The organism is Streptomyces sp. CB00455 (genome assembly GCF_001905445.1).
In the GTDB taxonomy this organism is placed as follows: Bacteria; Actinomycetota; Actinomycetes; order Streptomycetales; family Streptomycetaceae; genus Streptomyces.
Window position 1 is genome coordinate 86,031 of the sequence record NZ_LIVQ01000012.1, and the last position, 13,912, is coordinate 99,942.

At 70.9% G+C, this 13,912-nt stretch carries 9 protein-coding genes; 2 read left to right on the plus strand and 7 right to left on the minus strand.

Features of this window, described 5'->3' with window-relative positions; genetic code table 11:
• Positions 1–13: 13 nt before the first annotated feature.
• Together AMK16_RS31770 and AMK16_RS31775 are read right to left on the minus strand one after the other, a co-directional pair.
• Entirely contained in the window at positions 14–1,675 is a 1,662-nt protein-coding gene (locus AMK16_RS31770) for an FAD-dependent oxidoreductase (RefSeq protein WP_073920796.1), read from the minus strand.
• The gene (locus AMK16_RS31775) at positions 1,672–2,259 is read right to left on the minus strand and encodes a DUF5987 family protein (protein ID WP_073920797.1); all 588 of its coding nucleotides are present in this window, start codon (positions 2,257–2,259) and stop codon (positions 1,672–1,674) included. Before AMK16_RS31775 ends, AMK16_RS31770 begins: the two co-directional genes overlap by 4 nt.
• 421 nt (positions 2,260–2,680) lie before the next feature.
• On the opposite strand from AMK16_RS31775, the gene AMK16_RS31780 reads away from it, so the two are divergent.
• A complete protein-coding gene (locus AMK16_RS31780; RefSeq protein WP_242439019.1) occupies positions 2,681–3,637 on the plus strand; it encodes a ParB/RepB/Spo0J family partition protein in 957 nt (318 codons plus the stop codon).
• 42 nt (positions 3,638–3,679) lie between these two features.
• Complete coding sequence (locus AMK16_RS31785) at positions 3,680–4,450, plus strand: helix-turn-helix domain-containing protein (RefSeq protein WP_073920798.1); 771 nt, start codon at positions 3,680–3,682, stop codon at positions 4,448–4,450.
• Positions 4,451–4,530: 80 nt separating this feature from the next.
• On the opposite strand, the gene AMK16_RS31790 is transcribed toward AMK16_RS31785, so the two are convergent.
• The 5 genes from AMK16_RS31790 to AMK16_RS31810 are packed head-to-tail and all read right to left on the minus strand — an operon-like array spanning position 4,531 to position 13,911.
• Positions 4,531–5,880, minus strand: a complete 1,350-nt coding sequence (locus tag AMK16_RS31790) for a cytochrome P450 (protein WP_073920799.1) — start codon at positions 5,878–5,880, stop codon at positions 4,531–4,533.
• Entirely contained in the window at positions 5,877–6,422 is a 546-nt protein-coding gene (locus AMK16_RS31795; protein ID WP_073920800.1) for a flavin reductase family protein, read from the minus strand. Before AMK16_RS31795 ends, AMK16_RS31790 begins: the two co-directional genes overlap by 4 nt.
• Complete coding sequence (locus AMK16_RS31800; RefSeq protein ID WP_073920801.1) at positions 6,419–6,877, minus strand: acyl-CoA thioesterase; 459 nt, start codon at positions 6,875–6,877, stop codon at positions 6,419–6,421. Before AMK16_RS31800 ends, AMK16_RS31795 begins: the two co-directional genes overlap by 4 nt.
• A 3-nt stretch (positions 6,878–6,880) precedes the next feature.
• A complete protein-coding gene (locus tag AMK16_RS31805; protein ID WP_073920802.1) occupies positions 6,881–12,799 on the minus strand; it encodes a type I polyketide synthase in 5,919 nt (1,972 codons plus the stop codon).
• Positions 12,796–13,911 carry an enediyne biosynthesis protein gene (locus AMK16_RS31810; protein WP_073920803.1) on the minus strand — a complete coding sequence of 372 codons (1,116 nt, stop codon included), beginning with the start codon at positions 13,909–13,911 and terminating at the stop codon, positions 12,796–12,798. The genes AMK16_RS31805 and AMK16_RS31810 overlap by 4 nt, the downstream gene beginning before the upstream one ends.
• Between the last annotated feature and the right edge of the window lies 1 nt (position 13,912).

The window sequence follows — 13,912 nt, forward strand, 5'->3', positions numbered from 1 at the left end:
GGGGCAGGACCGGCTAGACGCGGACCAGCTGGGGCAGGAGGGGCAGGACCCCCTTGCGGCCGCTCTTGTAGCCGGTCGGGGCCGGGGCCCCGTAGGTCACTGCCACGCCCTTGCGCTGTGCCGCCGCCACGATGCTGGGGACGGCGCGCTCGGCGACGGCAGCGATGGTCATGGCCGGGTTGACGGTCAGTGCTCCGGGGACCGCGGAGCCGTCGGTGACGAAGATGCCGGCGTGGCCGCGCAGCTCGTTGGTGTGGTCGAGCGCGGACGTGCTGGGGTCGTCACCCATACGGCAGGAGGCCAGCGGGTGCACCGTGTAGGCGCCGACGAGGTCGTTGGTCCAGGGCATCACCTTGGCGAGACCGTCCTTCTCCATGATCTCCTTCACCTCGGCGTCGGACTGGTTCCAGCCGTGCCAGGTGTTCTTCGTCGGCTGGTACGAGAGGTTGCCGCGGCCGAGCATCTGCTGGGAGATGCGGTGGGCGTTGCCGGTGGCCGGCGGCGGACCGAAGACGCCCTCGTTGTCGTCCTCGGTCATCGAGAAGATCGTGAGCCAGGACTTCCAGTTCTTGAGGATCTCCTTCTTCTCCTTGCCGAACCAGGTCGGACCCGTGGCGTCGGGCACCTGGGCGAGGATCGTGCCGAGCCCCGGCGGGAAGTAGAGCTGTTCCAGGGAGTAGCGGGAGTACTCGGGCAGGGAGCCGTCGAGCTTGTCCCAGCTGGCGACGGTCGGGCCCTTGCCGATCGCGTTGGCGCCGTAGGGCAGCTCGCCGTCGCCGCGGGACAGGCCGAGGATCTCGGCGACCTTGTCCTCGTTGAGGATGGCGGTGTTGAGGCGTTCGCCGTTGCCGGAGAAGTAGCGTCCGACGGCGTGCGGCATGCTGCCGAGGTGGGCCTCGCTGCGCTGGAGGATGACGGGGGTGGCCGCAGCGCCGGCGGCCATGACGACGATCTTCGCCTCGATCACACCGGAGCCGTTCTGGAGGCGGTAGTCGACGTCGTCCACGATGTTGTAGTGGACCCGGTAGTCGCCCTCAGGGGTCCGCGCCAGGTACTGCACCTCGTGCAGCGGGCGGATCTGCGCTCCGTGGGCGATAGCGGCCGGGAGGTAGTTGACGGTGAGCGACTGCTTCGCCTCGAAGCGGCATCCGGCCATCATGAAGTTGCAGTTGGTGCACTTGGAGTTGTCGATGGCGACGGCGAGCGGGTTGGCCGTGCGTCCGGAGTGGTTGCACGCCGCCGCCCAGAGGCCGCCGGCGTAGGAGACGTCGCTCCACTCCTGCTTGGTGACGGAGAGGGACTCCTCGATCCGGTCGTACCACGGGTCGAGGGTCTCGCGGCTCACCGCCTGCGGCCACATGCGGCGGCCGATGCTCCCCTTGCGGTCGAAGACGAACTTGGGGGCGCGGGGCATGGCCGCGAAGTAGACGACGCTGCCGCCGCCGACGCAGTTGCCGCCCAGCACGCTCATCCCGTCGCCGACGACGAAGTCGAAGGCCCGCGTGTAGGAGGAGCCGAGCTTGTAGTCGTGCTCGAAGTCCTTGCTCTCCAGCCAGGGTCCGCGCTCCAGCACGGTGACCTTCGCACCGCCGGCGGCGAGGTGGTAGGCCGCGATGGCGCCACCGAAGCCGCTTCCGATGACCAGGACGTCCGTCTTCTCGGTGGTGTTGCTCATGCTGGGCTCCCGGAGGGCGTCGTGTCGGGGTGCAGTTCTGCGAGCTGGCGGCCGTAGCCGAAGTCCTGGAACCGCCACAGGCCGTCGGCGTCGGGCTTCGTGATGCCCATGGCCTCGAGGCCCGGGTGGCCGTCTTCGAGGGCCTCGGCGGTGTGCAGGTGTGCGGCCGAGTCGAAGGCCATGTTGCAGAAGAGGGACAGCAGGACCCAGAAGTCCTTCTCCGGGTGGCCCGGAGTCGTCAGCTGCACGATCAGCCGCACCCGGTCCTCGTAGTCGAGGGCCACGAAGGGCGGCACCGTCTCGTCCAGGGCCAGCTCCCGTCCCGCGGCGTAGGCCCGGGTGTGGTCGTTGACCAGCTTCGCGAGGTCTTCGAGGCCGTCGTGGACGCCGGTGGCGTCCCAGCGCAGCAGCTCCAGGGCACCGGCGGCAACCGCTCCCCCGCCGGTGGACACCCCGGCCACGGCCCGGTCTCCGGGCCAGCGCTTCTCGCCGGGGACGATGGTGTCCGCGTAAGCCTCAAGCGTGAGAGCAGCGTCGGGGCCGATATCGACCCTGCGCTCGGCTCTTTCCTCCACAGCCGGCATCTCGTCCTCCTTCGGTTCGGTCGGGATTTCCTGCTGGCGTGAGATGAAGGTAGGTCCACTGGGTCGTTTCAAACAACCAACCGTGCTCAGTTCACCGAACAGTCGGTTGCTTCATGAAACTAGGCAAAGTCGGGGCTTCGCAGTTCTCCGGTTCGCAAGAAAAACGGTCGTCCGGTTATTGTCCTTGGGACGTCCAGGTTTCCCGCAGTTACCGGCCCCTTCAGCGGTGACCGGAACGGCTTGCCACGGTGCGCCTTGAGTTGAACGGGGGGAGAAGTTGGAAAGCACGGACAGAAGTCTGGAGCTGCCCACGAATCTCACCCACCGGGTCCGCATCGACGCACTGAAGTCGGCGGATTCACCCCGGCTGGCAGGCGTGGACGCGAGTCACGTGCGACGGCTCGCCGAAATACAGACATCCTTGCCGCCGATACTCGTCCACCGGCCCACGATGCGGATCATCGACGGCTCGCACCGGGTCGCGGCCGCCGTGCTGCGCGGTCTGGACAGCGTCGAGGTTCACTACTTCGACGGTCCCGAGACGGATTCCTTTCTGCGTTCGGTCTCCGCGAACGTCGCCCACGGGCTTCCCCTGTCCACGCCGGAACGCAAAGCGGCCGCGGAGCGCATCCTCAGCTCCCACGCCGACATGTCCGACCGGGCCGTGGCCACCCACACCGGACTCGACGCGAAGACCGTCGCCGTCATCCGCCGCGGTTCAACCGAGGACGTCCGGCGGTCGAACACCCGGATCGGCGCCGACGGCAAGGCCCACCCCCTGGATCGGACGGCGGAACGCATGCGCGCCGCCGAGTTGATGACCAACCACCCCGATCTGCCCCTGCGCGCCATCGTCAAGGAGACCGGTCTGTCCCTCGGTACCGCTCACGACGTACGCCAACGACTGCTGCGCGGCGAGGCGCCGATTCCCGCACCTCGGCGCGGAGCCGGTTCGGGCGGCACCGGGAAGCGCGAGCCGTCCGCGCCCGTACGGGTGCACGCCACGGACGCCCCGGACCGCCCCGACGCCGTGCACGCCGTCGCCGTACCCACCAGGAGAGCCGGCCCGGCGCCCGCGGGCGCCGGGCGAACCAGGACCTCCCTGGACATGCTGCGCGGGCTCACGAGTGATCCGTCCTTGCGGCACTCCGAGTCGGGACGCCAGTTCCTGCGCTGGCTCCACACCCACTTCGTACTGGACGACGCCTGGCGACAGCAGGTCGACTCCGTCCCCCCGCACTCCACGGCCACCGTGGCGGAGCTCGCCCTGCAGTGCTCCCACGCGTGGCGCAGGTTCGCGGAAGAACTGGCCAGCCGCCGGCTGACGGACATTGCCGGCGCCGCCGCGCTCCAGCCCGCTCCGGAATCCCGGAAGTGACCGGGACATCGCATCGCCATTACTCAACGACAGGGAGAAACGGTGACCTCCACCGCCATTGAGAGCGCTGTCCACCGGGTGATCAACGATATGCACGTCAACCTCGGCCAGGATCTGACCATCGACGACATGGCGCGCACCGCAATGTTCAGCAAATTCCATTTCACCCGCGTATTCAGGGATGTGACCGGAACGTCGCCGGGACGCTTTCTGTCGGCTTTGCGGCTCCAGGAGGCCAAGCGTCTCCTGGTGGACACGAAATCCAGCGTCGCGGACATCAGCAGCCAGGTCGGATACAGCAGCGTCGGCACCTTCAGCTCACGTTTCAAGTCGTGCGTCGGAGTTTCTCCGAGCATGTACCGGGAATTGGGCGGGTACGCACCGTCCATCGACACCGACCCCGCGGGCAAGGACGTCACCACGCGCAGCACCCTGCGCGGAAAGATCGTCTTTCCCGAGGACCGCGATCCCGGCTACTGCTTCCTCGGGCTCTTCCCCACTCCCGTCCCTCAGGGCCAGCCCACCCGCTGTTCCGTCCTGGACGGCCCCGGCTCCTTTGAGCTGCGCGACATCCCGGCGGGCACGTGGTACCTGCTCGTGCACTCGGTCCCCTACAGCTACGAACACCTGCCGTCGGGTACCGGCGACAAGGACACCGTCTCCGTGGGCCGCTACGGGCCGGTCACCGCGCACGCCGACACCCTGCTCCTGCCCGCCGAGGTCACCTTGCGTCCGATGGAGGCCCTGGAGCCTCCGGTCCTGATGGCCCTGCTCGACCTGCGCATGAACGCTCTCGAGCGCAAGGCCGTCTGACCCGCCGACCACGCATGACGAAGGGGCCGGCCGCGGTGGTCTTACCGCGGCCGGCCCCTTCGTCATGGGTACTACGTGCGTCAGTCCGCCCTGCGGACGGTCATCGGGAGTCCGCCGCGCATCCGCAGCGACATCATGGGCTCGGCAACGCCCTCGTGCCCCGGCACCACGGTCAGGTCCAGGTCCCGGGTGAGCAGTGCCGTCACGAAGACCGCCTCCATCATCCCGAGGTTGCTGCCGATGCAGAACCGCGGTCCCGCACCGAAGGGGATGTAGGCGTACCGGGGCCGGTTGGCGACCCTTGAGGACTCGAACCGGCTCGGGTCGAAGCGCTGCGGCTCCTCCCACAGGTCCGGGTGGCGGTGCAGGGTGTACGGGCACACCAAGACGTCGGCCTTGGCCGGCACGGGGAAACCGCCGACCTCGTCGGCCTGCTGGGCGATGCGCGGCAGGATCCACACCGGCGGGTACAGCCGCATGGCCTCCTGCACGACCTGCATCGTGTACGAGAGTTTGTGCAGGTCGTCGACCTCGGGCAGGCGGCCGCCGGCCAGCACGGCGCGGGCTTCTTCGCGCACGAGGTCCCGTACGTGCGGGTGGCGGGCGAGGAGCAGCAGCGTCCAGCCGAGCGTGCTGGCCGTGGTTTCGTGTCCGGCGAGCAACAGGGTGACGAGTTCGTCCTGGAGCCGCTTGCGGCCGAGGACCGGGTCGCTCTCCTTGGCGGCGGCGACGATCATCCGGGAGAACGCGTCGTCGGCGCTCTCACCATCGGACATGCGGGTGCGGCGGTCCGCGACCAGTTCGTCGACGGTGGCCGTCAGCTCGGCGCGGGCCCTGCGGAAGCGGCGCTGCGTCGCGAAGGGCACCCAGGTGGGCACCAGACCTTGCGTGACCATGTCGAACATCGCCTGGTCCTGCACGGCCTCGAAGGCGTGCGCGATCCCTTCGTGCCCGTCCAGGGAGGTGTCCATCAGGGTCCTGCCGAGCACCCCGAGGGTGAGCCCGGTGACTTCCTGGACCAGATCGACCACGCCTCCGTCGGCCCGTAGCCGCAGCAGGCCGAGCAGGCGTCCGGCTTCCTCCGCCACCACGCCCGCCTGGGCGGCGATGCGGCCCGGTTTGAACGCGGGCTGCACGTTGCGGCGCTGTGCCTTCCACAGGTCGCCCTCACTGGTGAGCAGGCCGTCGCCGAGCACCTTGCGGGACTCCACCAGTCCGATGCCCTTGTGGTAGTTGGCCGCGTTGTCGGCCAGGACGTGCTTGGCGTAGTCCGGGCGGTTGAAGATGTACATCTTCTTCGGGCCCATCGACACGCGCACGGCGTCGGAGAGGCCGGCGGCGTCCCGCATCATGGCGAGCCGGTCCACGGCGAGCTTGCGCAGCAGTCCGGGAAGCTGCCAGAAAGGGGGACCCGGTGGGTGCACGCTCATCGCACACCCCCGAGCTGCGACGGGACGAGTTCCCGGAACGAGCCGCGGTGGAACACCAGCGGCTCACGGTCCGGGAGTTCGTCCACGGCGAGCAGCTCCCCCAGGTAGAGGGTGTGGTCGCCGGCGTCGTACGCACTCCACTGGGCGCACTCGAAGTGCGCTGCCGCCCCCGCGATCAGGGGGGCGTCGGCGGCGCGGCCGGGCAGCCATTCGACGGCGTCGAACTGGCCGGCGCCCATGGGCCGTGAACGGTCGGCGAAGTGGCGGGCCACACCCTCCTGGCCGGCGCCGAGCACCGAGACCGAGAAGGTGGCGGCCTCGGCGAGGCGGCGGTGCATGACCGCTTCCTTGCCGACGCTCACCAGGATCAGCGGCGGGTCCAGGGAAACAGAGGTGAAGGAATTCGCCGTCATGCCCCGCGGGCTGGCGCCCCCCACCGTCACCACGGTGACCCCGGTGGCGAAGGTCCCGAAGGCCCGCCGCAGCCGCGAGGGGTCACCGATGGCGACACCCTGCGGCAGTGCGGCGGTCAGGACGGTCATGCGGCTCGCCCCAACAGGGCCCGGCTCCGCGCCGAGTACGGCTCCAGGGCCCGTGCCAGGCCCTCGGGGATGAGCGACGGCACCGTGTTGGTGTTCGGGCCTCGCATGCAGGCGATGCGCTGGCGGCCCCGGGCGATCAGGACCTCGACACCGCTGGTGATCTTCACGTAGTCGAAGGTGAACTCCAGCTGCGTCTGACCGAGCTCGGACAGGCGCATCCGGATCGACAGCTCGTCGAAGGCCGTGATCTCGGCAAAGAACTCGCAGTCCACCTTCAGCGTGAACAGCTTGAGGTCGTCCTGCACCTCGGCCAGCACGTCCGGCGCCTTCTTCTGCAGGAACAGCTCCCGACACCGGCCCTGCCAGCGCAGGTAGTTCACGTAGTAGACGTTCCCGACGAGGTTGGTCTCCTCGAATCCGACGGTGTGCAGGTACTCGAAGTAGTCTTCAGCCATGGTCTAGGACCGCCCTTCGATGAGGTCTGCTTCGTTGGTCAGGAAGGCGAAGACGGCGGGCTCCAGTGCGTCCCGCAGTGCGGTGACGAAGGTCGCGATCCGCAGGTCGCCGGCGGCGAAGACCACCCAGGCGTCCTTGCGGCTCGGCAGCACCGTGAGCGGTGCGCCCACGTAGATCCCTGCCTTCTTCAGGCACTCGGAGGCGCTCCACACACGGGTGGCAGCGGTGTCCGGCGCCTCACCCGTCTCCTTGGCGACGAGTTCGGCGACCGGCGTGTGCTCGCCGAGCAGGCCGCGCCACTCCGAGGCGGGCCGCATGCTGACCGCCTCGATGTCGCAGGCCACCTCGGAGCCGGAGACCGCGCTGACGGTGACGCCCAGGCCGTGGGCCGCCGACATGGACATGTGCCGGCTCCCCTCCAGCTCGGGACGGCCGTCGGGACGGTGGTTGACCGTCACCGGAGCCCCCATGGCCCGGGCCGCCGCGTCCGCGGTGAAGCTGCGGCGCTGTGAGACCGAGCCGGCCGGCGACTCGCCGTGCGGCTCGACCGCGACGGCGATGCGGGCGCCCAGGACGTCCTCCAACGTGCGTTCGAGGTACGGGCCGAGCAGCGGGGCGACCCAGGGGCCGGATCCGTCCGTCTTGCGCACCGCGTGCAGGGTCAGGCCCTCCCAGCGCTCGACGACGGTGCCGTCCTCGGCGCGGACCGCGATGTCGTACACGTACGTGTCGCCGTCACGGCTGCGCTCGATCGCGGCGTACCGGAGCTTGTCCGGCACGTGCGGACCGTTGCCGAGCGGATGGATGCGCTCCACGCCCGACGGCAGGAGGGTGGCGTCGGGGACGCACACCTGGTTGCCGTGCATGAGCGCGTCGCGCATGCCCGGGTCGGCGAGCAGGAGCTCACCGGGCAGGAAGCCGGCGAACCAGTTCTGTGGCGTGCGCTGTACGTCCACGTCGGCGTCCACGTGCCGGGCAGCGGCCCGGTGGAAGCGGCTCAGGCGCTGGAAGCGCGCGCCCTGGAACAGGACGCTGCCGTAGAGGTCCCTGGCCGGGTCCAGGGGTACCAGTGGGGTGTCGGCCGGTACCTGGAGCGGGGGACCCTCCGGCGCCGGGACCTCGGTGTAGACCAGCCGTGCGCGGAAGTGGTCGGCGACGAAACCGGTGTCCTCGGCGTGGATGGCCACGTCGACGGTGTCGGTGCCGGTCACGGTCGCGGCGATGCGGATGCGGGTGCTGCCGTTCGGCGGGACCACGATGGGCCGCAGGAACTTGGCGCCCTCGATGACGGGAGTGGTGCTCCGGCCGGTGGCCGCGGCCCCGACCTGGACCATGGCTTCCATGCCCATCACGGCGGGCATCAGCAGGTTGCCGTCGAGCAGGTGGTCGGCGAGGTACGGGTCGGTGCCCGCGTTCAACTCGACCTCGGTGACGAGCTCCACGCCGTGGTACCGCACCAGCGGGTTGCTGGTGAAACGCAGCAGCGGCAGGGCGGGCAGGTCACGGCGCACTGTGTCGATGCCCTCGGTACGGCCGCTGATGACGCTGACGACGGGTGCGTCCGGGTCGGAGATCAGCCGCAGCAGGATCGCCACCCCCTGGTCCGGGGAGACGGGGGTGATGCCCTCACGGTTGAGCGACTCGACGACGGAGAGTTTTTCGCCCATGCCGACGCCGGACCACACCGACCATTCCATGCAGCGTGCGCGCACCTGCGGGTGTGTGCGGGCGACTTCCTCGGTGAGGTCGGCCAGCCATTCGTTGGCGGTCGCGTAGTGCGCCTCGCCGCGCAGGCCCGCCCGGCCGATGATGGAGCCGAAGGCGACCAGCAGCTTGAGATTGCCGGCGCCGACGGTGTCAAGGACGGTGCGCAGGCCGTCGACCTTCGGGGCGAAGGTGCGCCGGAAGTCGTCGGCCTCCAGGTGGACCAGGCCGTTCGGCTCGTTGCGGCCGGCGCCGTGCAGCAGGCCGGTGATCTTGCCGAGCGCGCCTTCGAGCTCGGCGACGGCGCCCCGCACCTGGCCGGCGTCGGTGACGTCGGCCCGGGCGTAGTGCACGCCGACGCCGGCGTCAGCCATGCGCCGGAGGTTGTCGGCGAGTTCTCGGTCGTCAGCCGGGTCGGAGCGGCCGAGCACGGCCAGCTTCGTACCGGTCTTCCGGGCCACGGCCAGGGCGCACTCCGCGGAGATGCCCTTGCCGCCGCCCGTCACGAGCAGGACGTCCGAGGCGTTCAGCGGCGCGTCCTCACGTTCCTGCGCCGCGGGCAGGGCCCGCAGCGTCGGGACGCGCCGCACGCCGTCCTCGTCGTAGTGGACCTCGGTGAACCGGGTGGTTGCGGCCACCTCGGCCAGCACTCGTTCCACCGCGTCGTCCGTCATCGGGGTGTGGACGATGGTGGTGCGCAGGTGCGGTGCCTCCAGGTAGAGCGTCTTGGCAAGACCCGCCGCTCCGCGTCCGTCCTGGACCAGGACGAACCTGCGGTCGCGGCGGCCCGTCAGCGCGCTTTTGGCGACGTCCAGGATCTGGAACATCTGCTCCTGGGAGATCCCCTTGGGCAGTACGGCGAGCACGCCGGAGCCGACACCCGCCTGTTCGAGCTCCTGCCGGAGCCGTTCGGCATGCGCACCGCCCTCGGGGGCGAACAGCTCCCAGGAGCCGCCGGCCTCCGTCGGAGCCGTGCGCGGCCGGGCGATCTCGTCGAGGTCCACGGCGAAGGGCCGGGCCCAGGTCGCCGCACCGGCGACCACTGGGGGTGCCTCGTCGTTCTGCTCGGCCCCGCCGGTGCTGGCGAGGATCTGCAGGGCCTCGGCGAGTTCCGCCAGGGTGGCCGTCGCGAAGTTGGTCGGGACCTGCGACGCGGGGATCTTCAGGTGGGACGCCGCCTGGTTGACGATCTGGCCCACGGTGATGGAGCTCATGTGCAGGTCGTCCAGGAGCCGGCTGGCCGGATCCACGAGGTCGGCCGGGAGTTCGGCGCGCTCGGCGACCAGGTTGCGCAGGATTTCGAGCGCGGCGTCGCCGTCCGAGGACGACGCTGCCGGGTCGGGAGTCGGCTCCTGCACGGCCTCGGCGGCCTTCAGCGCCTTCACGGCTTTCGCCGCCTTGATCGCCTTGGCGGCCTTGGCCGCCTTCTGCGCCGAGTCCGCGGCCGGCGCCGCCGCCGGGGTGCGGTGCTCGGCGGCCTGGGCGGACTGGGCGGACTTGGGCGGCTGCTCGCAGGGGCTGGTCAGGAAGCTGAACTCCTGCCCGACCTCCAACGGCTTGATCAGGCGGTCCTGGAAGAGCCGGTCCAGCGCGACGGGGGCGCCCGCGACGAACGCCGCGCCGGCCACCTGGAGCAGCGGCCGCAGCGACTCGTCGTCGGTGTTCAGCGAGAGCGCCGGGATCCCGGTCGTCGCCTGGGCCAGGCCGCTGAGCACCCGGCCCGGGCCCACCTCGACGAACAGGTCGACCTCGGCCGCGGCCGCCTGCACCGCCTGGGTGAAGCGGACCGGGTCGGTGATCTGGCGGCTCAGCAGCTCCACCACGTCGGTGCGGCGCTCCAGTTCGGCGCCGGTGACGGTCGAGACGACCTTCCCGGAGACGGGGCCGAAGCGGGCGCCCGCGAGCCAGTTGCCGAACGCCGCGGCGGCCGGGGCGACCAGCGGCGAGTGGAAGGCGTGCGAGACGGCGAGCCGCGTGCAGCTGACGTCCGCCCGTTCGGCGCGGCGCTGGATCTCCTCGATCTCCTCGACGGGACCGGCCACGACCGTCTGCCGGGGGCCGTTGTAGCCCGCGATGACGGCGGTCAGGCCGGCGATGAGCTGCCCGGCCTGCTCCGGGTCGGTGCCCAGGGAGGCCATGGTGCCCGAGGCGCTGTGCTCGGCCATCGCCTTGCCGCGCACCCGTGCCGCGTCCAGCAGCGTCTCCTCGTCGAGGGCGCCGGCCCAGTGCAGGGCCGACAGCTCGCCGAGGCTGTGCCCGACGGCGAGCGACGCCTCCAGGCGCAGCGAGTCCAGGACCCTGAGGCCCGCGGCGGAGCCGGTGGCGATACGGGGCTGCGCCACGTCGGTGGCGACCATGTCGCCGGTGGCCGGAAGGCCGGCCCGGTCGAAGACCTCGGCGGCCTCCGGGAAGCGGCGGCGCAGGGCGCCCCCGCCGGTGCCCTTGCCGGAGCCCTGGCCCGGGAAGAGGAAGCCGATGCGACCGCGTCCGTTCGCCTTGCCGAGGAAGCTGCGCCCGTCGGCCGACGTGTGCGAGGTCTCCCCCGACTCCAGCAGGTCGGACAGGTGCTGCAGGCGGCGCTCGGCGTCCTCGGGCGAGGACGCGACGATCGCCGCGCGGTAGGGCAGGCCGCGCAGTTCGCGCTGGAGGGTCGCGGCGAGGTCGGAGACCTGGCCGTAGGAGACGCGGGCGACGAAGCGGGAGACCTCTCCGGCCCGGGCGAGCAGCCCGCGCGGCGAGTCGCCTTCCAGCAGCAGCAGCTCGCTGTCCTGGGGGGAGCTGGCCAGTGCGGCGGAGCGGCGGCTCGCGGCGGCCCGGCGCCGGCTGGCCGGCTCGTCCAGGACGACGTGCGTGTTGATGCCGCCGAAGCCCATGGCGGTGATGCCCACGCGGCGGGGCGCGCCCTTCGGCCATGCCTCGGCCTTGCGCAGTACCTTGAGGTTGGCGCCGTCCTGCGTGAGGAGTTCGTGCGGATCGACGGTGCCGATGGCCGGCGGCAGGGTCTGGTTGTCGACGGCCAGGGCCGCCTTGATCAGGCCCGCGACGCCGGCGGCGGCCTTGGTGTGGCCGATCATGCCCTTGATGGAGGTGATCGCGGCGACCGGCGCCTGGGGGTCTGCCTCGGCCCGGGCGCCCATGAGGGCGGTGAGCTCGGTGGCGTCGCCCACGGCGGTGCCGGTGCCGTGGCCCTCGAAGAGGCGGACGGTCTCGATGCCGAATCCGGCGCGTTCGTAGGCGCGCCGCAGGGCCAGCTGGTAGCCGCTGACCTCGGGGCGGGTGATGCCGCCCTGGCCGTCGGAGGACACGCCCCAGCCCGCGATCGTCGCGTAGATGCGGTGGCCGCCCGCGAGGGCGTCCTCCTCGCGCATCAGGACGATCATTCCGCAGCCCTCACCGGGCCAGAAGCCGTTGGAGCCCCGGTCGTAGAGCTTCATCTCGCCCTTGGCGAGCGCGCCCGTCTTGGCGAAGCCGATGATCTCGAAGGGGTCGATCGACAGGTCCACGCCGCCCGCGACGGCGACGTCGATGTCTCCGTTGACGAGCGAGGTGCCCGCCGTGGTGACGGACAGGAGCGAGGAGGAGCAGGCGCCGTCGACGGTGTAGCCGCCGCCGTTGAGGTCGAAGTGGTTGCAGATGCGGCCCGCGATGGTGTTGGACAGGCCGCCGGCGAGGGTGTCCTCGTCGATGGCCGGGAAGGGCTCCTTGTACGCGGCCTCGACGTCGCCGAGGAACTCCGCGACGCGCTCCTCGTCCCAGTCCTCCTGGCCCGCGAGGGCCTCGGCCATCACGCGCCGTACGTAGGGCCAGCGCAGCCGCATCACATTGGCGCGGGCGAACTCGCCGGTGAGGGTGTTGCCGACGATGACGCCGGTGCGTTCGCGCGGCAGGCCCTCGCCGGCCGGGAAGCCGGCGTCGGCCAGCGCGCGCCCGGCGGTGTCCAGGGCGAGCCAGTGGGTGAGGTCGGTGGAGCGGAAGGTGCTCCCGGCGATCTTGTGGGCGATGCGGTCGAACTCGTAGCCCTCCAGCACCGCGGCGTTGCGGGCGTAGAAGGTGTCCGGAGTGGCCGGGTCGGAGTCCCAGTAGTCGTCCAGGCGCATCCGCTCGTCGGGCAGCCGGCGAAAGGCCCGCCGGCCGGCGACGGCGTTGTCCCAGAGCTCGCCCGGGGTGGCGGCGTCGGGGTAGCGGCAGGCCATGCCGACGATGGCGATGCGTGTCATGCGGCCACCGCTATCTTTTCCTGGCCGGTCTTCTCCGCGGGGGCGGGGCAGGCGCAGGGCTCGGCGCACCCGTTGGGGCACGCGGCGGCCTCGACGGGGGCGGGGCAGGCGCACTCGCCGGTGCAGCCGCAGGCCCGCTGGGCCGGCAGCACGGCGGTGACGGCCTCGGCCTTGCCCGCGGCGGCCTGGTCGGCGGCCTCGGCCGCGCGCCGCTTGGCGACGACGTCGGCGCTCCACAAGAAGGCGCCGCGGATGGCGCAGACCAGCGCGGTGGCGAAGAAGATGCCGTAGACGACGTGCAGGGCGGTCAGGACGCCGTACATGGTGGCGACGCCGCCGCCGAAGGCGATCTGGCCCCACTTGGTGGAGGGCGTCGTACCGGGGTCGGTGATCATGTAGTTCGTGAAGAGCACGAAGGCCACACCGGTCATCATCGCGAGGGCCGCGGGGATGGAGGTGTCGAAGATCAGACCGCGGACGACCGCCTGGAGGGCGTAGCCGCCGACCCAGGCCAGGATGAGCCACATCCGCTCGGTCAGCTTGGCGTTGAGCAGCGTGCCGAGCGAGATGATGATCGCCGGGACGAGCCAGTCGAAGCCGCCGTCGAGGTACTCGGTGAAGTGGTACGGGGGCGCGATCGACGCCCACGGGAAGAGCACCAGGATGACCGCGATGCCGAAGTTCGACGGGTTCATGAAGTGCCGCATCCGGCCCTTGACCGGGGCGCGCAGCACCCACTTGGTGCCGACGGCGACGATGACGCCGAAGACCATGACCCAGACGCGGTCGTTCACGTAGGTCAGCATGTTCACCGCGAGGGCGGTGATGTGGGCCGGGAAGAGGAACTCCATCAGGCCCTTGATGCCGCCGCCGCGGAAGCGGGGGTCACGGCCCTCGGAGCGGGCGCCGAGCACCTCCAGGATGATCTCCAGGGTGTAGGAGGTGGCCAGCGCGATGAACGGCCAGGTCCAGGGCTGCTCGAAGCCGAGCACCGTGTAGCCGACGATGTTGAGCACCGAGATGGAGATCGCGAACCGGCGGAGCGCGGTGACGACCTTGGGGTTGTGGCGCGGGCCCGCGGGGGCGGGTAGCGCCGTCAGGGTTGCGGCCATG

Coding starts and splice junctions, on each gene's coding strand:
- AMK16_RS31795 (WP_073920800.1), bottom strand. CDS start 6,422: ATGACCGTCCTGACCGCCGCACTGCCGCAGGGTGTCGCCATCGGTGAC.
- AMK16_RS31810 (WP_073920803.1), bottom strand. CDS start 13,911: ATGGCCGCAACCCTGACGGCGCTACCCGCCCCCGCGGGCCCGCGCCAC.
- AMK16_RS31805 (WP_073920802.1), bottom strand. CDS start 12,799: ATGACACGCATCGCCATCGTCGGCATGGCCTGCCGCTACCCCGACGCC.
- AMK16_RS31790 (WP_073920799.1), bottom strand. CDS start 5,880: ATGAGCGTGCACCCACCGGGTCCCCCTTTCTGGCAGCTTCCCGGACTG.
- AMK16_RS31800 (WP_073920801.1), bottom strand. CDS start 6,877: ATGGCTGAAGACTACTTCGAGTACCTGCACACCGTCGGATTCGAGGAG.
- AMK16_RS31770 (WP_073920796.1), bottom strand. CDS start 1,675: ATGAGCAACACCACCGAGAAGACGGACGTCCTGGTCATCGGAAGCGGC.
- AMK16_RS31775 (WP_073920797.1), bottom strand. CDS start 2,259: ATGCCGGCTGTGGAGGAAAGAGCCGAGCGCAGGGTCGATATCGGCCCC.